Annotated in this window: 25 protein-coding genes and 2 tRNA genes; 13 read left to right on the top strand and 14 right to left on the bottom strand. The window is 60.3% G+C overall.

Annotated elements, in window-relative coordinates:
* Positions 1-18 precede the first annotated feature (18 nt).
* On the bottom strand, positions 19-516 hold the full coding sequence (locus SULPSESMR1_RS10045; RefSeq protein ID WP_089420691.1) for a hypothetical protein: 498 nt from the start codon (positions 514-516) through the stop codon (positions 19-21).
* The gene (locus SULPSESMR1_RS10040) at positions 509-790 is read right to left on the bottom strand and encodes a helix-turn-helix transcriptional regulator (RefSeq protein ID WP_240311324.1); all 282 of its coding nucleotides are present in this window, start codon (positions 788-790) and stop codon (positions 509-511) included. Before SULPSESMR1_RS10040 ends, SULPSESMR1_RS10045 begins: the two co-directional genes overlap by 8 nt.
* 55 nt (positions 791-845) lie before the next feature.
* Here SULPSESMR1_RS10040 and SULPSESMR1_RS10035 point away from each other — a divergent pair, with 55 nt between their 5' ends.
* The 4 genes from SULPSESMR1_RS10035 (at position 846) to SULPSESMR1_RS10020 (ending at position 3,070) form a co-directional block, all read left to right on the top strand.
* Positions 846-1,214 (top strand): hypothetical protein, encoded by a 369-nt coding sequence (locus SULPSESMR1_RS10035; protein ID WP_089420689.1) that lies wholly within the window; start codon positions 846-848, stop codon positions 1,212-1,214.
* A gap of 101 nt (positions 1,215-1,315) precedes the next feature.
* A complete protein-coding gene (locus SULPSESMR1_RS10030) occupies positions 1,316-1,810 on the top strand; it encodes a hypothetical protein (protein WP_089420688.1) in 495 nt (164 codons plus the stop codon).
* Positions 1,811-1,820: 10 nt separating this feature from the next.
* On the top strand, positions 1,821-2,003 hold the full coding sequence (locus SULPSESMR1_RS10025) for a hypothetical protein (protein WP_089420687.1): 183 nt from the start codon (positions 1,821-1,823) through the stop codon (positions 2,001-2,003).
* A complete protein-coding gene (locus tag SULPSESMR1_RS10020) occupies positions 2,000-3,070 on the top strand; it encodes a tyrosine-type recombinase/integrase (protein WP_089420686.1) in 1,071 nt (356 codons plus the stop codon). Before SULPSESMR1_RS10025 ends, SULPSESMR1_RS10020 begins: the two co-directional genes overlap by 4 nt.
* Before the next feature lie 20 nt (positions 3,071-3,090).
* On the opposite strand, the gene SULPSESMR1_RS10015 is transcribed toward SULPSESMR1_RS10020, so the two are convergent.
* The 5 genes from SULPSESMR1_RS10015 to SULPSESMR1_RS09995 form a co-directional block, all read right to left on the bottom strand.
* Positions 3,091-3,165, bottom strand: a tRNA-Glu gene (locus SULPSESMR1_RS10015).
* Positions 3,166-3,238: 73 nt separating this feature from the next.
* Positions 3,239-4,981 carry a single-stranded-DNA-specific exonuclease RecJ gene (recJ, locus tag SULPSESMR1_RS10010; RefSeq protein ID WP_089420685.1) on the bottom strand — a complete coding sequence of 581 codons (1,743 nt, stop codon included), beginning with the start codon at positions 4,979-4,981 and terminating at the stop codon, positions 3,239-3,241.
* A 71-nt stretch (positions 4,982-5,052) separates the two neighbouring features.
* Positions 5,053-6,021, bottom strand: coding sequence for a class II fructose-bisphosphatase (gene glpX, locus SULPSESMR1_RS10005; protein WP_089420684.1), 969 nt, complete (start codon positions 6,019-6,021; stop codon positions 5,053-5,055).
* 63 nt (positions 6,022-6,084) lie between these two features.
* Positions 6,085-7,374, bottom strand: a complete 1,290-nt coding sequence (locus SULPSESMR1_RS10000; RefSeq protein WP_089420683.1) for a homoserine dehydrogenase — start codon at positions 7,372-7,374, stop codon at positions 6,085-6,087.
* A 137-nt stretch (positions 7,375-7,511) separates the two neighbouring features.
* Positions 7,512-7,817, bottom strand: coding sequence for a hypothetical protein (locus SULPSESMR1_RS09995; protein WP_089420682.1), 306 nt, complete (start codon positions 7,815-7,817; stop codon positions 7,512-7,514).
* Positions 7,818-7,914: 97 nt separating this feature from the next.
* On the opposite strand from SULPSESMR1_RS09995, the gene SULPSESMR1_RS09990 reads away from it, so the two are divergent.
* Positions 7,915-8,508, top strand: coding sequence for a TetR/AcrR family transcriptional regulator (locus SULPSESMR1_RS09990; protein WP_089420681.1), 594 nt, complete (start codon positions 7,915-7,917; stop codon positions 8,506-8,508).
* A 45-nt stretch (positions 8,509-8,553) separates the two neighbouring features.
* Here the strand turns inward: SULPSESMR1_RS09990 and SULPSESMR1_RS09985 are convergent, their stop codons facing one another.
* The 3 genes from SULPSESMR1_RS09985 to SULPSESMR1_RS09975 all read right to left on the bottom strand — a co-directional run bounded on the left by SULPSESMR1_RS09985 (position 8,554) and on the right by SULPSESMR1_RS09975 (position 11,887).
* The gene (locus tag SULPSESMR1_RS09985; protein ID WP_089420680.1) at positions 8,554-9,465 is read right to left on the bottom strand and encodes a pirin family protein; all 912 of its coding nucleotides are present in this window, start codon (positions 9,463-9,465) and stop codon (positions 8,554-8,556) included.
* A 362-nt stretch (positions 9,466-9,827) separates the two neighbouring features.
* Positions 9,828-10,580 (bottom strand): hypothetical protein, encoded by a 753-nt coding sequence (locus SULPSESMR1_RS09980; RefSeq protein WP_089420679.1) that lies wholly within the window; start codon positions 10,578-10,580, stop codon positions 9,828-9,830.
* A complete protein-coding gene (locus SULPSESMR1_RS09975) occupies positions 10,577-11,887 on the bottom strand; it encodes a hypothetical protein (RefSeq protein WP_089420678.1) in 1,311 nt (436 codons plus the stop codon). Before SULPSESMR1_RS09975 ends, SULPSESMR1_RS09980 begins: the two co-directional genes overlap by 4 nt.
* Positions 11,888-11,982: 95 nt before the next feature.
* Between SULPSESMR1_RS09975 and SULPSESMR1_RS09970 the strand changes: the two genes are divergently transcribed.
* Positions 11,983-12,462, top strand: a complete 480-nt coding sequence (locus SULPSESMR1_RS09970) for an MmcB family DNA repair protein (RefSeq protein ID WP_089420677.1) — start codon at positions 11,983-11,985, stop codon at positions 12,460-12,462.
* 102 nt (positions 12,463-12,564) lie between these two features.
* Positions 12,565-14,418 (top strand): FAD-dependent monooxygenase, encoded by a 1,854-nt coding sequence (locus SULPSESMR1_RS09965; protein ID WP_089422268.1) that lies wholly within the window; start codon positions 12,565-12,567, stop codon positions 14,416-14,418.
* Between the two features lie 48 nt (positions 14,419-14,466).
* On the opposite strand, the gene SULPSESMR1_RS09960 is transcribed toward SULPSESMR1_RS09965, so the two are convergent.
* Complete coding sequence (locus SULPSESMR1_RS09960; RefSeq protein ID WP_089420676.1) at positions 14,467-14,655, bottom strand: DUF6324 family protein; 189 nt, start codon at positions 14,653-14,655, stop codon at positions 14,467-14,469.
* An 80-nt stretch (positions 14,656-14,735) separates the two neighbouring features.
* On the opposite strand from SULPSESMR1_RS09960, the gene SULPSESMR1_RS09955 reads away from it, so the two are divergent.
* Together SULPSESMR1_RS09955 and SULPSESMR1_RS09950 are read left to right on the top strand one after the other, a co-directional pair.
* Positions 14,736-15,221, top strand: coding sequence for a GNAT family N-acetyltransferase (locus SULPSESMR1_RS09955; RefSeq protein WP_089420675.1), 486 nt, complete (start codon positions 14,736-14,738; stop codon positions 15,219-15,221).
* Between the two features lie 45 nt (positions 15,222-15,266).
* Positions 15,267-15,343, top strand: a tRNA-His gene (locus SULPSESMR1_RS09950).
* Between the two features lie 83 nt (positions 15,344-15,426).
* Here SULPSESMR1_RS09950 and SULPSESMR1_RS09945 read toward each other — a convergent pair.
* A complete protein-coding gene (locus SULPSESMR1_RS09945; protein ID WP_089420674.1) occupies positions 15,427-15,729 on the bottom strand; it encodes a DUF6476 family protein in 303 nt (100 codons plus the stop codon).
* Between SULPSESMR1_RS09945 and SULPSESMR1_RS09940 the strand changes: the two genes are divergently transcribed.
* The 3 genes from SULPSESMR1_RS09940 to SULPSESMR1_RS09930 all read left to right on the top strand — a co-directional run bounded on the left by SULPSESMR1_RS09940 (position 15,728) and on the right by SULPSESMR1_RS09930 (position 18,995).
* Complete coding sequence (locus SULPSESMR1_RS09940) at positions 15,728-16,750, top strand: RluA family pseudouridine synthase (protein WP_089420673.1); 1,023 nt, start codon at positions 15,728-15,730, stop codon at positions 16,748-16,750. The genes SULPSESMR1_RS09945 and SULPSESMR1_RS09940 overlap by 2 nt on opposite strands.
* 244 nt (positions 16,751-16,994) lie before the next feature.
* Entirely contained in the window at positions 16,995-17,891 is an 897-nt protein-coding gene (gene rpoH, locus SULPSESMR1_RS09935) for an RNA polymerase sigma factor RpoH (protein WP_089420672.1), read from the top strand.
* Positions 17,892-18,074: 183 nt separating this feature from the next.
* On the top strand, positions 18,075-18,995 hold the full coding sequence (locus tag SULPSESMR1_RS09930; RefSeq protein WP_089420671.1) for a capsular polysaccharide export protein, LipB/KpsS family: 921 nt from the start codon (positions 18,075-18,077) through the stop codon (positions 18,993-18,995).
* A 3-nt stretch (positions 18,996-18,998) separates the two neighbouring features.
* Here SULPSESMR1_RS09930 and SULPSESMR1_RS09925 read toward each other — a convergent pair whose 3' ends face one another.
* A complete protein-coding gene (locus tag SULPSESMR1_RS09925) occupies positions 18,999-20,165 on the bottom strand; it encodes a dipeptidase (protein WP_089420670.1) in 1,167 nt (388 codons plus the stop codon).
* Positions 20,166-20,276: 111 nt separating this feature from the next.
* Between SULPSESMR1_RS09925 and SULPSESMR1_RS09920 the strand changes: the two genes are divergently transcribed.
* Positions 20,277-20,546, top strand: a complete 270-nt coding sequence (locus SULPSESMR1_RS09920; RefSeq protein WP_089420669.1) for a DksA/TraR family C4-type zinc finger protein — start codon at positions 20,277-20,279, stop codon at positions 20,544-20,546.
* Here SULPSESMR1_RS09920 and SULPSESMR1_RS09915 read toward each other — a convergent pair.
* Positions 20,539-21,015: a GNAT family N-acetyltransferase gene (locus SULPSESMR1_RS09915; RefSeq protein WP_089420668.1), complete on the bottom strand. Its 477-nt coding sequence runs from the start codon at positions 21,013-21,015 to the stop codon at positions 20,539-20,541. The genes SULPSESMR1_RS09920 and SULPSESMR1_RS09915 overlap by 8 nt on opposite strands.
* Between the last annotated feature and the right edge of the window lie 114 nt (positions 21,016-21,129).

Below are 21,129 nucleotides of genomic sequence, written 5' to 3'. Positions count from 1 at the left end.
CTCGGGCGCGGCGCGCATTCACTCATCTGAGTTCGCTCTAGTGGCGATGTTACGCGCGAAATCGGAAAGGTGCATTATTCTTTCCATTGCCGCTGTTTGTAGCGTGGAAATCAGTAACTGATTTCTGTGCGCTTCTTCAAATTCTTGAGTAAGAACTTCCATTTTGGATGAGGTTTTGGCCTCGGCAAGCGGATCATCAGCAAACGAGAGTTCGTCAAGGTCTTTTAGCATGTTACTAAAATCCGTAAGATTCTTCAGAGTGTCAGACAACTCCTTTTCAAGTTTCAAACTCAGTCGCCAGCCCGCAGCCTTGCTTTGCTCTTGAAGGATTATTCTACGGATTTCTTGGACCCTTGCCAAAGACGCGGCGTTCACTCGAATAATATCGGCTTTTAATTGAGACTTGACCGCGTGGCTCGCAATACTGTTGCCCCTTCTTGCCACAATAAGTGCTGCGACAGCTGCGATTACGGCGGCCCAGTTTGGTAGGGTCTCTGGCGCTATCCAATCACACATCTGTTTTCTTTCTCAAACGTACGCCATCACCACCCCCATTTTCGAAAATGAAGTCGACGCCAGCATTCTCGAGTGCAGATTTGATCATAAACATCGTGCTATCGAAAACTTCTTCGCCACGCTCAAATCGGGAAATCGTATTTGGTGAAACATATGCGAGTTTTGCCAAATCTCTCACCCCTAAACTAAGAGCAGCACGAGCCATTTTGCAGTGTATTGGACTAATCGAACGAAGATCTTCCGTAGTAACGCTGTTACTATCTGTTGACTGCATTGCCTTACCTCATTAATAGTAACACTGTTACTATCGGAATTTGGAGATCCTGACAATGACCAAAGAACGCGTTTGCGCGAACAGCCCCGCCATGTCTCGTCGCACCCTTATGGCTGCTTTGCCGGTGGCGGGGGTCTCTATGGCCCTGCCATCTATTGCGCGCCCTGCTAGCGGTGCACTTGTCGATGTGATCCGAGAGCTTGAGGGATGGCAGGGCTGGGAACCTTCAAACGTTGTCGCAACGAAAGCCTATGCTGCATACCGGATGCGTGAGGCTATGGGGTTGGACCTTCCCAACCCTAAATACGCCCAGTTGCACATTGATTATCAGGTCTGGATTTTCGAGGATTACAAGCAGTCAGCTTGGTTCGAGCGTGATGTCACAGCAGGCAAAAGCATGATGCCCCCGCGTCCATCGCTCTAAGTAAATTTCCTGCGTGCCTCTGGGCCTGCGAATTTTGCTATTGACTTACACGGCAGGCGATCGCTAGTCGTTATTGCACAACGCGTCAATGGAGTGAGAGAATGACTTTGAAGAAATTGCCTACATCTGCGGCATGCGACGTTGTCGGCTTGGACCGTCAGCGTTTGAATGAGGACATCGCAAGCGGCATCTACCAATGCGCGCCCGAAGCACGGGCATCTATCGGTCGGTTTTGGGACAAAGCGGATCTTTGCGGCCTTTTTGTCTACGCCTTCCTGTTGCGCGTCTATGGTGCTGGCGGTCAGGACGCGTTGAAGCCCGGTGATCGGAAGCCCGCGTTGAGCAAGAAGGTTGCCGCAATGTACGCGTGCCAGATTGCAGCAGCGATGCGCTCTGGGCTGGACGATGGCGAGACCCGTATCGACTTTCCGTTGAGCGGTTTCAACGATGACTGGAGTGCAAACCACGCCGACCAGCCCCCTTCGTTTTTCGCAGGGCAAGTAGGTTCCGAGATCGCCACGATCTGTTTCAGCCTGAACGGTATTCAAGCAGGATTGGATGCGCGTATGAAAGTTTGGTCTGGCGAAAGCGCCTGAGGAGAGAAGCATGACAGCCCGCCGCACAATTGTGTCCCAGTCCGAAATCAAGCGTACATTGCAAGCCGCATTGTCCGCCGGGCTGCGCATTGGCAGGGTAGAGGTTGATCACGCTACTGGTCGCGTTGTTGTGTTTCCCGAAGGTGCAGCGCCACAGGCTGCTGGCCCAGATCCGGACGAGCTGTTGAAATGACGCGCCGCAAGAACAAATACCCCGGCGTCCGCAAGAACGTTGTTAAAGGCCGCATCTATTGGAAGTTTGAGCGCGGCGATTTTCGCATTAACATCCCCGGCCCCTACGGCTCGCCTGAATTTCTGGCGGCATACGAGGCCGCGCTTGCCGGTTCCAAATCCTCGAACGCATCGACCGCTCTTGCGGGCACCCTCGCATGGCTGATCGAGCAATACCTGCGCAGCCTGCGCTTTCAGAACCTGTCAGACAGCCGCAAGCGGACGATCCGGCTTGAATTGGATTGGCTGCGCAAAGAGGCCGGCAAGTATCAATTCGAGCGGCTGGAAGTTCGGCACATCGAAGCCCTCATGTCGAAGAAGACCGGCCCGACCGCCGCGAACACGGTCAAGAAGAACATGTCGATGTTGTTCAATTTCGCCGCTAAGAAGCTTGGCTATACTGGCCCCAACCCGGCGCGCCACGCCGAACGGATGAAGGTCAACCCGGACGGCTATCACACTTGGACAGACGACGAGGTTAACCGCTTTCTCGATCGACACGGTCCGACCACCAAGGCGCGGTTGGTGATGCTGCTGGCTCTCAATACCGGCATGGCACGGCAAGACCTTGCCCGTGTCGGTCGCCAGCACGTCAAGGCAGGCCGGATCGCCTATCGCAGGCACAAGACCGCCGTTGCGGCTGACATGCCGATCCTGCCTGAGTTGGCAGAGGAGCTGCGCCACGTCCCTAAGGACCGGCTGTTGTTCGTCACTCAGGACAAAAGCGACAAGCCTTATGCAGTCGCATCGCTGGGAAACTGGTTCCGCGACAGATGCGCCGAAGCCAAGGTTCCCGGCTCACTGCACGGCCTTCGGAAAGCAGGGGCTACCCGACTCGCGGATGCTGGGGCGTCTGAATGGGAGATCGCTTCCTACCTGGCGCACTCCGACACAACGCAAGCCGCAGTTTACACGAAAAAGGCCAACCGGGCGCGTCTTGCCGACAGCGGATTTGCGAAGCTGAACGTAGGGAAAGTGTCCAACCTATCCGGAGAGTTGGACAAGAAGGAAGGAAAATCTAATGAATAACAACACATTAGAAAAACAAGTGGCAGCCCGTAGGGGAGTCGAACCCCTCTTTTCAGGTTGAAAACCTGACGTCCTAACCGATAGACGAACGGGCCACTGTCTTGTGAGGGGCTGATTAGGCAATCGCGCGGGATGGTGCAAGACCAAAAATGCAGTTCGTGGACAAAATTACGATCCAGCGGGTGCAGCATCCTCCAGACGCAACTGAACGCTTTGCCGCCCACGGTACGTGTTGATGTCCAAACGCCCAGCCAGATGAAAGCGCGCACCGCCGTGCTGTTCCAGACGCGGGCCCAGCGAGCCATCGTAGGCGCCAAAGCAGATGGCGTCCATGCGCGCACCACCGATGTCGCCAAAGCTGAGTTTCAGGTGGTTTTCGCCCACCCGCTTGGCGTGAAAAATCTGCATATCGGCAAAAGCATAGCGCGGACCGGGGGCCGCCGCTCCATAGGGGCCGACCTGTTCGATCATCTCTGCCAGTTCCACTTGGGCGGCGCCGGGCATCATGGTTCCGTCCAGCCGCAAATCGGCCACGCCGATGCGGTCTGCACCTTGTTTGGCCAGCAATACCCCCAGACGCTCCATCGCTTCGGGGATCAGTTCCGCGCGCACAGTCAGACCGGCGGCCATCTTGTGACCGCCCCCCTTGACCAGTAGCCCTTCGGTGGCCAGCCTCTGAATCGCGGCCCCCAAATCAATGCCCGTGACCGACCGGCCCGAACCTTTGCCTATTCCGTCTTCGACGCCAATCACCACTGCAGGGCGGTTTGATGCTTCTTTTAACCGTGCCGCAACAATGCCAACCACGCCCGGATGCCAGCCGTCGCCTGCCGCCCAAGCCAGTGGCGCATCAAAGCCGCGCTCTTCGGCCTGCATCATCGCGGCGGCACGCACCGATGCTTCGATGTCGCGGCGTTCGGTGTTCAGCAGGTCCAGCCGTTCGGCTATTGCTGCGGCCTCGTGCGGGTCGGTGGTGGCCAGCAGGCGTGCGCCCAGATCAGCCTGCCCGATTCGCCCGCCCGCGTTGATGCGCGGCCCCAGAAGATAGCCCAGATGATAAGCCGCAGGTGCCGTATCCAGCCGCGCCACATCCGCCAAGGCAGCCAGCCCCGGACGGTCGCGCGCTGCCATCACCCGCAGACCCTGCCGGACAAAGGCGCGGTTTACCCCGATCAACGGCGCGACATCCGCCACAGTCGCCAGCGCCACCAGATCCAGCATCTGCATCAGATCCGGTCCGGTCTTGCCCGCCGCGCGCAGCTGGCGGCCACATTCGACCAGCATCAGAAATACCACCGCCGCCGCGCACAGGTGTCCCAGATCGCCGTCTTCGTCCTGCCTGTTGGGGTTCACCACTGCCACCGCCTCGGGCAGGGTTTCGCCGCCCAAGTGATGATCCAGCACAACCACATCCGCCCCGACAGCCGCCGCAATCGGCCCGTGCGACAGGGTTCCGCAATCGACGCAAATTATCAGATCATGCGCTGCGGCCAGTTCCGCCATCGCCGCATCATTCGGGCCGTAGCCTTCGTCGATCCGGTCCGGCACATACAGTGTTGCGCGCAGCCCCAATTGGCGCATCCAGTCCAGTAGCAAGGCCGCCGAACTGCCGCCATCCACATCGTAATCGGCAAAAATCGCGATCCGCTCGCACTCCGCCACGGCGACCAGCACGCGGGCTGCGGCCTTTTCCATATCTTTTAACAGACGCGGATCGGGCAGCAGGTCGCGCAGGGCTGGGGCCAGAAACGCATCGGCCGCCTCGGGCGACACCCCGCGCCGGGCCAACACTTGTGCCACCGGTGCGGGCAGCCCCTTTTGCTGGACAATCTGGTCGGCCGCCCGCTGCACTTCCACATCGGGTCCGACCCAACGGCGTCCGGTCAGGGATGTCTCAACGCCGAGATACATGGCCACATCCCCTTCTCATCTTGCAAAATAAACTCCCCCCGGAGGGCCGCTTGGCCCCACGCGGCGGGTTATCAGGTTTCAGACACCGGCGTGCGGTATTGCATCCGCCGCACCGATCCGGTTTTCGACCGCATCAGCAGGGTTTCGCAGGTCAGCCAGCCGGGTTCGCGCTGGACTGCTTGCAACAACGACCCCGAAGTCACACCGGTCGCGGCAAAAATGACATCGTCGGTGACCATCTCGTCGCGGGTATAGATGCGGTCCAGGTCGGTGATGCCCGCCTTGGCCGCGCGGCCCTTTTCGTTGTCGTTGCGGAACAGCAGGCGGCCATAGATCTGCCCGCCCATGCATTTCAGCGCCGCTGCGGCCAGCACGCCTTCGGGCGCACCGCCGTCGCCCATATACATGTCGATGCCGGTGTCTGGGTCGGCGCAATGCATCACGCCCGCGACGTCACCATCGGTGATCAGGCGAATGGCAGCCCCTGTGGCACGCACGTCCGCAATCATGTCGGCGTGGCGGGGGCGTTCAAGAATGCACACGGTTATGTCAGAGGTCTCGCAGCCCTTGGCCTTGGCCAATGCCTTGACCCGTTCGCCGGGGCTCATGGCCAAAGTCACCGTATCGGGGGCAAAGCCCGGACCGATGGCCAGTTTTTCCATATACACATCCGGCGCATGCAGCATCGATCCGCGCGGGCCCATCGCGATCACGGTCAGCGCGTTTGGCATGTCCTTGGCGGTCAGCGTGGTGCCTTCCAGTGGGTCCAGCGCGATGTCGACGCCGGGGCCGTTGCCGGTGCCCACTTCCTCGCCAATGAACAGCATCGGCGCTTCGTCGCGTTCGCCTTCGCCGATCACCACCACGCCTGCGATGTCCAGCAGGTTCAACTGTTCGCGCATGGCGTTCACGGCGACCTGATCGGCGGCTTTCTCGTCGCCGTGTCCGATCAGCTTGGCTGAGGCCAGCGCGGCAGCTTCAGAAACCCGCGCAAGGCCCAGTGACAACATACGGTCATGAAATTTTTCGTTGTTGGGCATGGGCGTGGTCCTTGTTATTCTCTGTTTGAAAATATGTAACGGGCGCTGCGCGCTGGCGCAACTTTACAGGTGTTCGATCCGCAGCGCGACAGGGGCCTGTGCCAGCACTCCGGTGCCTTCCATCGCCTCGACAGCCACATTCAGACTGGCGCGGGTGGTTTTGTGGGTGACGATCAGCACCTGCGCTGCTTCGGCGTCGGCATGACCATATTGGCGCATCCGCTCGATGCTGACGCCAGCCTCACCAAGGGCTTTGGCAACTTTGGCCAGAGCGCCGGGTTTGTCGACCAGACCCATGCGCAGATAGTAGGGCGCAGGCAGCACCGACAGGGCAGGGGTTGCGGCCTCAAGCGTGGTTGCGGGCTGGCCAAAGACCGGCAGGGAAAAGCCGCGCGCGATGTCGCAGACATCGGCCATTACAGCACTTGCCGTAGGGCCAGCGCCTGCACCGGGGCCGCGCAGCACGATCTGTTCGACGGCGTCGCCTTCCAGCACGATCATATTGGTGCCGCCTTGAAGCTGGCCCAGCGGCGAAGTGTCGGGCACAAGGCACGGCTGCATCCGCTGTTCCAGACCGCGACCGGTTTTCTGCGCCACGCCCAGCAGTTTGATCTTGAAACCCATGTCGGCGGCCGCACGAATGTCTTCGATGCTAATGCGTTCGATGCCTTCCAGTTCGATTCCGGCAAAATCGACGCGGGTGCCGAAAGCGATTGATGACAGGATCGCCAGCTTGTGCGCCGCATCAATTCCGCCCACGTCCAGCTGTGGGTCCGCTTCGAGATAGCCCAGTCCATCGGCCTCGGCAAAGACGTCCTGATAGCTTAGGCCAGCGGTTTCCATGCGGGTCAGGATGTAGTTGCACGACCCGTTCATCACACCCATCACGCGGGTGATGCCGTTGCCCGCCAACCCTTCGGTCAGCACTTTGATCACGGGGATACCGCCTGCAACGGCCGCCTCGAAGCGCAGGGCGCGCCCTGCGGCTTCGGCCTGTTCGGCGAGTGTCTGGCCGTGCATGGCCAGCATCGCCTTGTTGGCGGTGACCACATGTTTGCCTGCGGCAATGGCAGCTTCGGTGGCGTCCTTGGCGGGGCCGTCTTCGCCGCCCATCAGTTCGACAAACAGGTCCACATCATCGCGTTTGGCCAGCGCCACGGGATCGGTTTCCCACGCATAATCCGACAGGCTGATGCCGCGATCCTTGTCCCTGGACCGCGCCGAGACGGCGGAAATGGTGATATCACGTCCGGTGCGCGCCGACAGCAACGCGGCCTGCTGGCGCACGATCCTGACGACACCCATACCAACTGTGCCCAGACCGGCAATACCAAGGCGAAGGGGCTGGGACATGGTGTGTTTCCTTATGCGTGCGTGGTGTTTTTTGCGCATCTAACCCGTTCACGCATGGCACGCAACATGGCGTAGCCGCGCGCGCCACAAGAAAGCCCTGTTCGCAAACCTGCTGCCCGCTTGCGCGGCAGTGGGTTCTAGCGGTTTGTTTGGGGGTCTTGGTCCAGCCGCGTGCGGGCGGGCGCATCAATCACGCGGCCCGCCTTAAGCCGCGCTGCGCGGTTGCGCAGGGCAGCGGCGCGGCTTTCCAGATTGCTTTGGATCACCTCGGGGGCAGATCCGTTGTTCTCGGTGCGCGCAAGGATGGGTTCGACATTGATTAACGCGGGATAGTCTGCGGCTTTGGCGCGCTTGGATACCGCAGCGTCCAGTTCGGGGAACTGGGTGCAGGCCACCAGCATCAGTTGGGCGGCGATCAGAGCTGAAAGTGGGCTGGGGCGCATATACCTGCCTTGAACTGCTGTTGCATGCTTGATGCACCAGCGGGGCGCGTGGCGCAAGGTACTTGGTTTTGAACGGGTGTTCAGATAATCCCAAGACATGGCGCGCACAGCAGGATCACATTCGGACATCACAGGCCCCCGTGTGCGGGACGCAGCATTGCGGCTGTTTGCTCGCGACGGCTATGCCGCCGTGTCGATGCGCCGGATCGCGGGCGAGGTCGGCGTGCAGGCGGGGGCGCTATACAACTACACGCCCGACAAGCAGACGTTGCTGTTCGATCTGATGCGCGACCACATGACCGAGTTGCTGGCTGCATTGCCCGACGACACGGGTGACGCTGCCGCCGCGTTAGAGCGGTTTGTGCGCTTTCACATCGGATTTCACCACGACCGCCCCGATGCGGTGTTCATTGCCTATATGGAGTTGCGCAATCTGGAGCCCGACAACTTTGCCGAGGTCGAGGCGCTGCGCAGGCGCTACGAGGACCGGCTGGAAGCAATCCTGCGACGCGGCGCCGAGGCGGGCCTGTTTGCCGTACCAGACCCCAAGATCGCAACGCTTGCGGTGATAGCGATGCTGACGGGCGTGAACACATGGTTTCGCGCGGGCGGGCGGCTGCGGCTGGACGAGGTGCAAGACATCTATTGGGACATGGTGCGCCGGTCGGTGGGCGGCACGGTTATTCCCTGATGGAACAGTGCCTGCGCGCCACATTGGGCGCGCAGGCTGTCGGGCTTAGTGAGCAGGCTGGATGAATGTCCCGTTGCGCAGATCGCGCATTGCCTGCATCAGCTCTTGTTGCGTGTTCATCACGATGGGGCCGTGCCATGCCACTGGTTCGTTGATCGGTGCGCCAGAGATCAGCAGAAAACGCACGCCCTGTTCGCCCGCCTGCACCGTAATCTCGTCACCCGAACCAAAGCGGATCAGCGTGCGGTCACCAGACAGATCGCGGATGTTGACCTCTTGGCCAGCCACTTCTTTTTCCAGCAGAACCCCCGTGGGGGCCGCCGCATCGACAAAGGCCGCACTGCCGTCAAAAATATAGGCAAATGCACGGCGGTAGGTGTCGATGTGGAACGTCTTATTGACGCCTGCCGGAATGGTTACGTCCAGATACTGCGGATCGGCAGCGATGCCGTCGACGGGGCCTTTTTTGCCCCAGAACTCGCCGGTGATTACACGCACGATGGTGCCGTCATCGTCCGTTACTTCGGGGATGTCGGCGGCGGTCACGTCCTGATAGCGTGGTGCCGTCATTTTCTGGCTGGAAGGCAAATTGCCCCACAGCTGGAAACCATGCATTTGGCCGTTGCGGTTCCCGTGCGGCATTTCCTGATGCAAGATGCCGCGCCCGGCGGTCATCCACTGCACGTCACCCGCACCGAGCGAGCCGGTGTTGCCCAGACTGTCGGCGTGATCGACGGTGCCCGACAGCACATAGGTAATCGTCTCGATGCCGCGATGCGGATGCCACGGGAAACCCTTTTCGAAATCCTCGGGGCGTTCGTTGCGAAAGTCGTCGAACAACAGGAACGGGTCCAACTCGGACGGATCCTGAAAGCCGAAAGCACGGTGCAGTTTGACACCCGCTCCCTCTAGCGTGGGCTGGGCGCGGCGGGTTTCGAGTGTGGGGCGCAGGGACATGGGGAAACTCCTTTGAATGCTGCTGTTGAGCAACAATCTAATCGTGCGGAGGTGTGTTGCAATCGGCGCTGATGCGCCGTTGCTGTGCAAATTTGCGGTAAGTGGCGGGAACCACCGCAACCGTTGGTTTTTTGTTCCCGAGGACCTGTATGTACAGGTGGGCACCAGGTAAGTGGACCAGGGTCCAAACAGAGCCAGCTCCCTCGGAAATGCTTAAGGCCACTGGAACGTAACCGTGTCGCGAAGGGCAGAACCCGCCACTGCTCTAGGTAGGGTGCGTTGAGGCACTTGGCAAGGGGGATTGGGGGGGGGGCTGCCCCCGGCCTTTGGCCTCCCCCAGAGTTTATCGGGCAAGACGAAGCCTAGCCATTGTCGTCAGTCGTGAAATTGTAGCGGGCCAGTTCCCCGGGCAGCAGGATATAGATTTCATCCGGAGGGGTGGTCAGCGCGTGCTGCATAACCAGCGGGTCGATGCCCATCCCGTCAAGATATATCATCACTTCGCCCTGACCGCGCTGGATGTCTTCGACGGCGAAAGAGGCGGGCAGGATCGTGCTTTGACCAAAATAGTGCTGGTGGACACCGACGCTTGCGGTTTCGGAAATGGTGCGTGTGGTGCCTGCAGCCAGCAGATAGGGGCAGGACGAATAGCACACTTCGTCCGCACGTATTTCGGTGGCGATGTCTTTTTCGCGGATGAACCGGCCCAGTTCCAGTGCGTCAGCGACCGAGCCGCCAGGCGATTGCAGGACCAGCCGTTCGGGGGCGGGGGCCGCAGTGGTGATCAGGGCAATGATGCGCGCTGCGTCCTTGGCGGCAATGGTGCCTTCGAGCCGGTAGGTGGCCCCGTCGAGTTCTGTCAGGGTCAGGCGGCCTGGCAGCGGGTTAGCGGGGTCGGACGGGCGCGGGCGGTCGGGGTCGAATGTGCGGCGCTGGTCGCCGGGGCCAACGGGTTCTGTCAACTGTGGCTGGTCCGGTCCGAACGAAGGCATCGAAAGACCCGCGCCCGCCATGTCGCCGATAACCAGCAGCAGGCCCAGACCCAGTTGAAACACCAGAACCCCTGCAAGGATGCGGCTGACCGACGGCCAGTTGGAGGCGGCCGGCTCGCTCATAGGGATGTGTCCGGCTTGGGGGCGTCGGGTTTGATCGCCGTGGACTTGTCCAGCATATCCTTGGCCAATGTGTCGGGCATGTTGTTCATGGCCAGTTCCACGTCACGGATGGCACCAAGAGCGGCGCGCAGTTCGGCCAGTGTCATTGTGTCATCGACGGCGGTGCCTTCGCGGCCCTGACGGATGGCGGATTGGGTGATAGCAAGGATAAACACCAGCACGGCAGGCAGCAGGTCGATGGCGATCGCCCCTGCCCATGACGGCACAAAGTTACGCGCATACAGGATCACCGCATCCGCCGATGAGATCGGCGTATAGGTCACATCAGGCGGGGGGGTCCGGGCGATCACGGCGGAGGCGGCGCGCTCCAGTGTCGCGGCGCGCTGGGCCAGCACGTCCAGCACGCTGGTGATCGTCGAAGCCTGATCGGTGCGGATCTGGGATGTGCTTCCGTCAAGGTCGGGCAGCACCACCGAGGCAGCAAGGTCTTGGGCGGCGCGTTCCACCAGTGGGGCCACCGAAAGCTGGCGCAATTGCGCAATCAGTCCAGCCAGCCGCACCGTGGCCTCGGAAAACTCGACCGAGCGGGCCTCGACCGGCCCTGCTTCGACTGTCAGGGCACGCATCCGGCTGAGGATGGCGTTGCCTTCGCTAAAGGCGGCGTTGACCAGTGGAGTTTGCGTGGCAATTTGCGCCTCAAGTCCGGACAGTTCGGCGGATTTCTGGCGCAGGACGCGGAAAACCGCACCACGTCCGGCAAGGCCAGACAGCGCGCCTGCGGCTTCTTGTTCGGAGAGGTCCTCGAACGACTGGCGCACGCGGGCGACGTCGCGTTCAAGGCTTTGCGCGCTGAGTGCGATGTCGTGGGTTTCTTCCAGCGCTGATTGGTAATCCTGAACTGTGGTGGCCAAATGCTGTTCCACGGCGGCTGATCCGGCCAGTGCGGCAGCGTTCAGCCATGACGACATGGCCACAATCGCAAGCGAACCCAAGGCCATAGCCCCCATCAGCCCGATGCGCGCCTGCGTGGAGCGTACCGCAGGAAATAAACGCATCATATAGGACCAGAACACGAAGATACCCACCGATACTGCCACAGAATAGGCGATTGCGGCAAAGACCGACATCGCGCCGGTGTCATCCAGCAGCGATGACACTCCAAGGTAGGTGTAGATGCCCGAAGCCACCGACAGCACGCCCAAGGCCGTGCTGGAAAAAGTGTCGAGCCATGTCAGTTGGGTTTCCAATTCGCGGGCGTGGCGAACGCCGCGCGCTTGGGTGTCGGTCAGGGTGCGATCAGGTGTCATGCGGGCCTTTCCGGCATACGATGTAGAAAAGTAACATAGATGTGCCCGTGCCGCGTTCCAAGGTTTCCTTCACAGGGCTTGCAAATGTTCATGAAATGTTCATATTTTTCCGCATGAGTCTGGTTTCCGATATCACCGCCCTTGCGCCCGGGCAGGTGCTGGCGCGCGGCGTGGCGCGGCATCTGGCAGCGCTGGGTATGGCCACGGTTGAAGAACTGGTGCCAACGCGCGGTTTGCGGGTCGATGTGATGGCGCTGGGCCCGAAGGGCGAGATTTGGATCGTCGAATGCAAATCCAGCCGCGCCGATTTTATATCGGACTGCAAATGGCAAGGCTATCTTGAGTGGTGCGACCGGTTCTTCTGGGCGGTGGATGCGGATTTTCCCACCGACCTTCTGCCTGATTGCACGGGGTTGATCATCGCCGACGGCTATGACGCCGAGGTGATCCGAATGGCGCCCGAGGACAAGCTGGCCGCCGCCCGCCGCAAGGTGATGGTGCAGAAATTCGCCACCCACGCCGCGCGGCGATTGCAAACCCTACGCGACCCGGCGGCATTTGCTGGCTTGGGCTAAGACTTCGGGGCCGTGCATCCAAGTGCATATTGATGCGATTGCGCTGGCGGGCACGGCACATCAGGCGGTAGCGTTACTGAGGATTTGATGTGGGGACAGGCGATGCAATATCATCTTGATGGGTATAACAGCGGCGATCCGGCGGTGGCCAAGGCGATTGCCCTGCATGATCCGGCGCAGATGCCTGCGCAGGTGGATGTGCTGATCGTCGGATGTGGTCCTGCGGGGCTGACCTTGGCCGCGCAGATGGCGCAGTTTTCTGACATCTCGGTTGTGATTGCCGATCAAAAGGACGGGCCGTTGCAAGTCGGGCAGGCCGACGGCATCTCTTGTCGCAGCATCGAGATGTTCAACACCTTCGGTTTCGCCGAAGACGTTCTGCGCGAGGGGTATTGGGTCAACGAAACATCCTTTTGGAAGCCTGACGCCGCCCGGCCCGAAAACATCACCCGCACACAAAAGATCGAGGATGTCGAACCCGGTCTGTCGGAGTTTCCTCATGTGATTCTGAACCAGGCGCGGGTGCACGATTTCTATCTGCGCTGCATGGCCAATAGCGCACGGCGCTTGCAGCCACATTATGAACGCGCGCTTGAGGCGTTGGAGGTGGGTCAAGGTGCTCATCCGGTCACGGCGCGGTTCAACGGCCCGTACGGCCCCGAGACTGTGCAGGCCCGCTATGTTGTGGGCTGCGACGGTGCGCGCAGCGCAGTGCGCCGCCAGATCGGGCGTACGCTGAAGGGCGAGGCCGCCAACAAGGCATGGGGCGTGATGGATGTGCTGGCGGTGACGGATTTCCCCGATGTGCGGCTGAAATCGGTGATCCAGTCGGCGCAGCAGGGTAGCGTGCTGATTATCCCGCGCGAGGGCGGTTATATGGTGCGGATGTATATCGAACTGGAAAAGCTGGGCGCGGGTGAACGCGCGGCGGGGCGCAATATCACCATCGAACAGCTGATCGCAGCGGCGGGACGGATTTTGCACCCCTATGTGCTGGACGTCAAAGATGTGGCGTGGTGGTCGGTCTATGACATCGGGCAACGGCTGTGCGACCGGTTCGAGGACGACAGTGGCCACATCTTTATCGCCGGAGACGCCTGCCACACCCACAGCCCCAAGGCGGGACAGGGTATGAACGTGTCGATGGGCGATACGTTCAATCTGGGCTGGAAGCTGGCGTCGGTGCTGCGTGGGCAAAGCGATGCCAGCCTGTTGCGTACCTATTCCGACGAGCGTCAGCAAGTGGCGCAGGATCTGATTGATTTCGACCGCGAATTCGCCCGCATCTTTTCGGCGCCGCCACAGGCAGGCAATGCGGCGCAAGCCTCGGCGCTGCAAGAGGCGTTTGTCAAAGCGGGGCGGTTTACCGCTGGCATGGGCGTGCAGTATCGCCCATCGGCCATTTGCGGCGACGGGGCGCATCAGGGGTTGGCTGCGGGCTTGCCTGTGGGGCAACGGTTCCACTCTGCGCCGGTGGTGCGGCTGGGCGATGCGCGCCCGATGGAACTGGGCCATGTGATCAAGGCAGACGGGCGCTGGCGGATATTTGCCTTTGCGGGGGCCGCAGACACAGGAGCCGCAGACGGGGCACTGTACCGGTTTTGCACATGGATGCAGGACAAGGCTGCGTCGGCTTGGCTTGGCGGGGCGGACGTTGGCGGTGTGGACGCCGTGGTGGATCTGCGTGCGGTAATGCAGCAGGGGCACCGCGATCTGGATCTGATGCAGATGCCCGCAGTGCTGCGGCCAGCCAAAGGGGTCTTTGGCTTGATCGACTACGAAAAGGTATTTTGCGTCAATCCAGCCCGCGATATTTTCGAGATGCGCGGGATCAACCGCACAGAGGGCTGCGTGGTGATTGTCAGACCCGATCAATATGTGGCTGACGTGCTACCGCTGGGCGACACGAGCGCCGTCGCTGCATTTTTCAACGGCGTGCTGTTATCACAGACATGAGAGGCCTGTGACGCATGACCTTACTGCAAAGCTGCGGGTCCGATGGCGTCAGCGTCTGATGGCTTCGGCGGCTTTGGCGGCGGCCAAAAGCTCGTCGGCGATTTCGCGGGCTTCGTCGGGTTCAAAGTCCATCGGGATCTCGGCCCCGCCACCTTCGACGAACAGACGGACCATGCCCTTGTCTGTCGGGCCGATCTGCAGATTGGCTTCGATGTCGCGTTCGCTGTTGATGCCCATGATGGCCTCCGGCTGTGTCAGGCGAGTGTGCTAGCGAAGACAGGCTTGATTGGCAAGCGTGGCAAGGGCACGATGGCAGCATGACAGAGTTTCAAATCCGTTCCTATACGCCACGTGATGCGGCCTGGGTGCAAGCAGCCCATGCGCGCCATTACTGGAGTGTCGACGGCTTTGACGACACCTTTGGTGCGTTGGTAGAATCGATTCTGCGCGATTTCGACGCAGACCATGATCCCGCACGCGAAGCCGGCTGGATTGCGGTCGATGATGCGGCAAACCCGGTGGCCTGCATCTTTTGCGTGGCGGTGGATACTCAGACGGCCAAGCTGCGGATGTTTCTGGTGACCGAAGCGGTGCGTGGCTGCGGACTGGGCTTTCGGTTGCTGCAAACCTGCATCGGGTTTGCGCAGGCAAAGGGCTATAAGGGGATGCGTTTGTGGACCCACGAAAGTCACGTTGCAGCCTGCGCGCTGTATCGTCGCAACGGCTGGCGGCTGGTCCACAGCAAGCCTGTGCATTCCTTCGGGCAAGATCTGGTCGAGCAGGAATGGGAAATTCACTTTTGATCGGCCTTGCCAAACCCGAACGTCTTGGTTACATCACCGCGCAGTGCCGCCTTAGCTCAGTTGGTTAGAGCGCTTGATTGTGGATCAAGAGGTCCCTGGTTCGAGACCAGGAGGTGGTACCACCCCCCTTTTTTAAGTATTCGACCGAAGAACGGGGCTTTTCCCCGAACCCCAAGATACTTTGGGCCAAAAGAATCCCTGCGCCCTATTCCAGAGTAATGGTTTGTTTCAGCGCTTTGCCGTCAGGAGTGTAGATCAGCACCTGTGTGGGAGTCGTAATCGCGATATAGTGCGGAGTTTGCGCGAAAGCGGTGGGGTTTGTGCCGTCGGGCAGGCTGATGCGCTCTGGAAGCGGGGGCGTTGACGGGCTATTGAGACGTAGTGCCATCAGCACAAAGATTGCGGCCATGCCTGCGATCATCGTGGCAGTGAGAAGCGTCACCAAGCGGCGCAGGTTTTTAAGATGAGGCGGTTCGGGGACATCGGGCGCGTCGTGAGGATTGGACATGTCGGATCAACTCGTTCGGTTTCGGGTGGGCGAAGCGCCGCCTGCACGTCTTGATAAGGCGTTGGCGCGCGATGTGCCAGAGGATGCCGCATTGTCGCGCACGCGGTTGGGGCGGTTGATCGAGGACGGATCGGTTCAGGTCAACGGTGTGGTTGTGCGCGACCCCAAGGCCAAGGTGGCGGAAGGGGCCGATGTGATGATCTCGGTGGCCGTGGCCGCTGAGAGCCACATACAGGCCGAAGATATTCCGCTGGTGATTGTCTATGAGGACGCCGATCTGGTTGTGGTCAACAAGCCCGCAGGCATGGTGGTGCATCCTGCGCCGGGCACGCCTTCTGGGACGTTGGTGAATGCGCTGCTGCACCATTGCGGCGATGATCTGTCGGGTGTGGGCGGCATGAAGCGGCCCGGTATCGTGCACCGGATTGATAAAGAAACCAGTGGTTTGCTGGTGGTTGCCAAGTCGGATGCAGCACACCACGGGCTTGCGGACCAGTTTGCTGCCCACACCGTCGAACGCTACTATCGTGCCTTGGTCTATGGGGTGCCGGATGCCAATGATCCGCGTCTGCGTGGAATCAGGGGCGCATCTTTCGAGCCGGGTAATATCCTGAAACTGACAACCCAGTTGGCACGGCACAAGACCGACCGGCAGCGTCAGGCGGTGCTGTTTCAGGGTGGTAGGCATGCGGTGACGCGGGCGCGCACAGTAACACGTTATGGCACGCCCGAGGTGCTGGCGTTGATGGAGTGCTGGCTTGAGACCGGACGCACGCACCAGATTCGCGTGCATATGGCACATGCCGGTCACGGGCTGGTGGGCGATCCGGTCTATGGCGGAAAACGCAAACTGCCCAAGGGCGCGTTGAGTGATGCGGCTTTGGTCGCGCTCAACGGGTTTTCGCGTCAGGCGCTACATGCAGCGGTGTTGGGCTTTGTTCACCCGGTCAGCGGCGAAAATATGCGGTTCGAGGCCGAACTTGCGCCGGACATGGCTGCATTGCTGGACGCGCTGGCCTGAATTTGCTGTGATTGGGTCCGACGGAACCACAATGCCTCTGCGTTCATTGGTTGTTAGGGCGTGCGTGCCACGGCTGTGTATTACAGCCCTCGCACTTGTGCGTGAGTGCACTGTTTTGACGCTAACATCCGGCAAGCGTTTATGTATGCTGGTTCGCGAAAACGCCCTTACTGCCTCTTGCAAGGCCGGAGCGGGCGCACCATATCGATGTTAAGCCCGTAAACATCGGGGAGAGAGGACAGAAATGGCGAATTATGCAAATCTGCCGGCACCGACGCCGGAAGGCGGTCTGAACCGCTATATGCAGGAAATCCGGAAGTTCCCTTTGCTGGAGCCGGAAGAAGAATACATGCTAGCCAAACGCTGGGTCGAAGAACAGGACACAGAAGCGGCGCACAAGATGGTGACCAGTCACCTGCGACTGGCGGCCAAGATTGCGATGGGGTACCGCGGCTATGGTTTGCCGCAAGCCGAGGTGATTTCAGAGGCCAACGTCGGCCTGATGCAGGCGGTCAAACGCTTTGACCCCGAGCGCGGCTTTCGTCTGGCGACCTATGCGATGTGGTGGATTCGCGCCTCGATTCAGGAATATATTCTGCGGTCGTGGAGTCTTGTGAAACTGGGCACGACGTCGGCGCAGAAAAAGCTGTTTTTCAACCTGCGCAAGGCCAAGGCCCGTATTGGCGCGCTGGAAGATGGTGATTTGCGCCCCGAGAACGTCAAACGGATCGCCACCGATCTGGGCGTGACCGAGGACGAGGTGATCAGCATGAACCGGCGGATGTCGGGCGGGGACGCGTCATTGAACGCTACCGTCGGCTCTGAAGGCGAAGGCACGATGCAATGGCAGGACTGGCTGGAAGACGAAGACGCCGACCAAGCTGCCGATTACGAGGAACGCGACGAGTTGATCGTGCGCCGCGAAATGCTGGCCGAGGCGCTGGATGTGTTGAATGACCGTGAAAAGGACATCCTGACGCAGCGGCGCTTGTCCGACCAGACGGTGACACTGGAAGACCTGTCAGGCCAGTACGACGTCAGCCGCGAACGTATCCGCCAGATCGAAGTGCGTGCCTTTGAAAAGCTGCAAAAGCGGATGCGGGATCTGGCCAAGGAAAAAGGTCTGATGGCCACAGCCTGATCGCAGCGATTGCAACGGAACCGGAATGCTCTGCCCCGCAAGGGGTGGGGCATTTTTTCTATATCCTGCACCGCGTTAAATGTGACAAATCAAGCAATGCACATAGCGTTGGCGGCGCGACAGGCATAGGGTGCAACCAATGTGGCATGAGACGGATGCCAATCAACCAAAGGCGGGGCGTGAATGAGCCGGATTGTCTTTCATGTGCCACGTTCGTGGCTGGGGCCGCTGGGCGGTGGGTTGATGCCGTTCTATACGCGGCTGACCGAAGGGCTGGCGGCACTGGATGTACCGTTCGAGGTGGTCGATCTGGACCGCGACAGCGTAATGGCCGAGGTCGAAGCGGATGCCGCATTTCACATCATAAACCACGGGCGGTTCACCCATGCGCGTATTCTAAACGCGGGCGTGGCCTATATCTATCCGTTTTGGAACATGGACTCGACCGGCATCCGCGCCTTTTCGTCCATCGGTGGGCAACCGTTCAAGCCTGCACAGATAGAAGCTGAGGCAGCACGGGCATTTTTCCGCAAGCTCAGGGCGCGGTTGGTTGGTGCGCGTACCTCGCGATACACGCAGCCCGAGGAAGAGGCCGACGTGCCCGATGGCGGTACGGCGGTGTTCTTTCAGTCCGAAGTGCATCGCACTGTGGATGAGACCATGTGGCTGGACCGCTGGGAGATGCTGCAAGGCGTGCTTGACGCTGATCGCGGGCCGGTGATGGTCAAGCCGCATCCGCGCGATAACGATCCCAAGACACGTGCACGCCTGAAGAAAATGGCGGGAGTGACCGTGACCGAGGGCAACATCCACGACATCATCGCCGCCAGTGATCGCGTGGTTACAATCAACTCTGCCGTGGGAATCGAGGCCTATTTGCACCGCAAACCGGTGATCTTGTGCGGGCAGGCCGATTTTGCCCACATCGCTGACGAGGCGCGCGACCGTGCAACCTTGGTTGATCTGTTGCGTGTGGAACCGTCGCGGCGCGCCTATGACAAATACATCTGGTGGTATTTTGCCCACCAATGTCTCAGCACTACCGAGCCGGATCTGGCCACGCGGTTTCTGGACCGCGTGCGCGCAACAGGTTTTGCAATCTGACGCTTACTTCAGCCGCGCCTTGAGCACCCGAACCATGTTTTCGCCGGCGACTTTGCGAATGTCGGCTTCGGAAATCCCGGCCTCGATCATGGCATGGGTCAGCGCAGGCAGTTCCGATGTGTCAAAGGCGGTTTCGACCGACCCGTCAAAGTCCGACCCCAGCGAGACGTGATCCGCGCCCACGGTGGCGATCCCTGCCTTGATCATCTTGGCGATGCCCGAGGGTGTGATGTCGTTACAGGCCACTTCGGCCCAATAGCCCATGCCGATAACGCCACCCGATGCTGCAATCTCGCGCATCAGATCATCGGGAAAGTTCCGCTTTACCGGGCAATTGCCGTGGATGCCGGTGTGGCTGACAATCACTGGCATATCGGTCATTGCCAGCACGTCGCGGGCCACTTGTGGTGATGAATGTGCCAGATCCAGCACCATGCCGCGTTCGGCTACGTCAGCGACAACAGCGCGGCCGAACTCGGTCAGGCCCAGATTGCCCTCGCCGTGTAGGGACCCGCCCAAAGCGTTGTCAAAAAAGTGTTGCAGGCCGATGACGCGGTGCCCTGCCGTTTCGATCTTGTCGAGGTTGGCCAGATCACCCTCAAGCGGGTGTGCGCCTTCGATGCCAAGAATGGCACCAACGGCGGTGCTGCCTGCGGCACGGGCGGCCAGATGTGCGTCAAGATCGGCGCGGGTTTTGATAATGGTCAGATTCGCAGGGTCTTTTGCGGCGGCTTTGTGCAGCTTTTCGGCCTGATACAGCGCGCGCTCCAGAATGCTGTTCCACGTACGCACCGGCCACAGTTGGCCGATAGCCAGCGGGGTGATGTTGTCAAAGGCCTCTGCCGAGTTTTCCTCGTAGTTCTGGCCGGCGGGGGATTTTGTGACCGCGGTAAAGACCTGAATGGTGACGCCGCCTTCGATCAGGCGGGGCACGTCCACTTGCCCACGGTCGCCACGTTTTGTGATGTCGCGGTTCCACAGCAGGCTGTCGGCATGCCAGTCGCCCACGATCATTTCGTCGTGCAGGGCGCGGGCCACGTCGGAAACCGGGTAGGGGTCATGCGGCACCACCGCGTTGCGGGTGCTCTCGACATAGGCAGGGGCAAAGGTAAAAAACGCTGCTACGGCGAGAACAATAAGGGCTGCGATGATTTTAAGAGCGGTGCGCATGATCTGGTCCTTTCAGGCATGTTGGCGCAGAGTAAACATACAACCGTTAGCTTCCAAAGGGTGACGTCAGGGCGTGTCACCCTAGATATATCGTAAAGACAGAGGTGCAAAATGGCCGGAGGATGGGCAAAAGACGGCGCAGTGTCCGAACAGATCGAAGCGTCGATTAATGACGAACTGGCGCGGATGAAAGCGCGCAAAGCGCCAGTGGGCGAAAGCCTGAAGTATTGCGCGGAATGCGAAGAGGAAATTCCCGAACGGCGGCGCGTCGCGCTGCCGGGGGTCAAGTTGTGCGTGGATTGCGCGTCAGAGCGTGACGGGCGCCAGCAAGACCGCGGCGGTTTCAACCGGCGCGGCTCCAAGGATTCGCAGCTTAAATAGTGTGCAGCGGCAGGCGCAGAATGTGCTGGGGTCCCGCGCCGCCATGCGGCCACTGGTTGCCGGTGTCGATAAAGCCGCCTTTGACATAGGCTCGCACGGCACCCGCGTTCAGCACATTTACTGTTAACCACAAGCTGTCGGCCTTGGGGTAGAGGCGGGCCAGATAGTTGGGCAACGCATGGCACAGCGCTTGGCCGATCCCCTGACCCTGATGGACCGCATCCACCATGACCGCACGCAACCCAAGTGCGGTTGGCGGGGCGAAGTCGTGGATAACGCTGTACGCGCGGTCGATTTTGAAAAATCCGACAACTTTGGGGCCTTGCTGGATTGCATGATAATCCATCGAAGGCTCGGGGGCGGCAAAGGCCTGTTCTATAGTGCCTGAGAATTTCACCTGCTCAGGATGCACGGTAATATGTGCCACGCGGGAAAAATCGTCAGGTGGCAGGGGGGATAGTGTGATCATTCAGCTATCAGTTTTGGCAATGTGCGGGATCATTACGGACCATGCGAGGGGCGAACGGCTCTCCATGAGCGGGCGGAAGGGCACCGACGCAAGTCATATCCCGCGCCGGTGCGG

This window comes from Pseudosulfitobacter pseudonitzschiae (assembly GCF_002222635.1).
Lineage (GTDB): Bacteria > Pseudomonadota > Alphaproteobacteria > Rhodobacterales > Rhodobacteraceae > Pseudosulfitobacter > Pseudosulfitobacter pseudonitzschiae_A.
This window is presented reverse-complemented; position numbering and strand designations above follow the sequence as displayed.

Coding starts and splice junctions, on each gene's coding strand:
- SULPSESMR1_RS10045 (WP_089420691.1), bottom strand. CDS start 516: ATGTGTGATTGGATAGCGCCAGAGACCCTACCAAACTGGGCCGCCGTA.
- SULPSESMR1_RS10040 (WP_240311324.1), bottom strand. CDS start 790: ATGCAGTCAACAGATAGTAACAGCGTTACTACGGAAGATCTTCGTTCG.
- SULPSESMR1_RS10035 (WP_089420689.1), top strand. CDS start 846: ATGACCAAAGAACGCGTTTGCGCGAACAGCCCCGCCATGTCTCGTCGC.
- SULPSESMR1_RS10030 (WP_089420688.1), top strand. CDS start 1,316: ATGACTTTGAAGAAATTGCCTACATCTGCGGCATGCGACGTTGTCGGC.
- SULPSESMR1_RS10025 (WP_089420687.1), top strand. CDS start 1,821: ATGACAGCCCGCCGCACAATTGTGTCCCAGTCCGAAATCAAGCGTACA.
- SULPSESMR1_RS10020 (WP_089420686.1), top strand. CDS start 2,000: ATGACGCGCCGCAAGAACAAATACCCCGGCGTCCGCAAGAACGTTGTT.
- recJ (WP_089420685.1), bottom strand. CDS start 4,981: ATGTATCTCGGCGTTGAGACATCCCTGACCGGACGCCGTTGGGTCGGA.
- glpX (WP_089420684.1), bottom strand. CDS start 6,021: ATGCCCAACAACGAAAAATTTCATGACCGTATGTTGTCACTGGGCCTT.
- SULPSESMR1_RS10000 (WP_089420683.1), bottom strand. CDS start 7,374: ATGTCCCAGCCCCTTCGCCTTGGTATTGCCGGTCTGGGCACAGTTGGT.
- SULPSESMR1_RS09995 (WP_089420682.1), bottom strand. CDS start 7,817: ATGCGCCCCAGCCCACTTTCAGCTCTGATCGCCGCCCAACTGATGCTG.
- SULPSESMR1_RS09990 (WP_089420681.1), top strand. CDS start 7,915: ATGGCGCGCACAGCAGGATCACATTCGGACATCACAGGCCCCCGTGTG.
- SULPSESMR1_RS09985 (WP_089420680.1), bottom strand. CDS start 9,465: ATGTCCCTGCGCCCCACACTCGAAACCCGCCGCGCCCAGCCCACGCTA.
- SULPSESMR1_RS09980 (WP_089420679.1), bottom strand. CDS start 10,580: ATGAGCGAGCCGGCCGCCTCCAACTGGCCGTCGGTCAGCCGCATCCTT.
- SULPSESMR1_RS09975 (WP_089420678.1), bottom strand. CDS start 11,887: ATGACACCTGATCGCACCCTGACCGACACCCAAGCGCGCGGCGTTCGC.
- SULPSESMR1_RS09970 (WP_089420677.1), top strand. CDS start 11,983: ATGTTCATATTTTTCCGCATGAGTCTGGTTTCCGATATCACCGCCCTT.
- SULPSESMR1_RS09965 (WP_089422268.1), top strand. CDS start 12,565: ATGCAATATCATCTTGATGGGTATAACAGCGGCGATCCGGCGGTGGCC.
- SULPSESMR1_RS09960 (WP_089420676.1), bottom strand. CDS start 14,655: ATGGGCATCAACAGCGAACGCGACATCGAAGCCAATCTGCAGATCGGC.
- SULPSESMR1_RS09955 (WP_089420675.1), top strand. CDS start 14,736: ATGACAGAGTTTCAAATCCGTTCCTATACGCCACGTGATGCGGCCTGG.
- SULPSESMR1_RS09940 (WP_089420673.1), top strand. CDS start 15,728: ATGTCGGATCAACTCGTTCGGTTTCGGGTGGGCGAAGCGCCGCCTGCA.
- SULPSESMR1_RS09945 (WP_089420674.1), bottom strand. CDS start 15,729: ATGTCCAATCCTCACGACGCGCCCGATGTCCCCGAACCGCCTCATCTT.
- rpoH (WP_089420672.1), top strand. CDS start 16,995: ATGGCGAATTATGCAAATCTGCCGGCACCGACGCCGGAAGGCGGTCTG.
- SULPSESMR1_RS09930 (WP_089420671.1), top strand. CDS start 18,075: ATGAGCCGGATTGTCTTTCATGTGCCACGTTCGTGGCTGGGGCCGCTG.
- SULPSESMR1_RS09925 (WP_089420670.1), bottom strand. CDS start 20,165: ATGCGCACCGCTCTTAAAATCATCGCAGCCCTTATTGTTCTCGCCGTA.
- SULPSESMR1_RS09920 (WP_089420669.1), top strand. CDS start 20,277: ATGGCCGGAGGATGGGCAAAAGACGGCGCAGTGTCCGAACAGATCGAA.
- SULPSESMR1_RS09915 (WP_089420668.1), bottom strand. CDS start 21,015: ATGATCACACTATCCCCCCTGCCACCTGACGATTTTTCCCGCGTGGCA.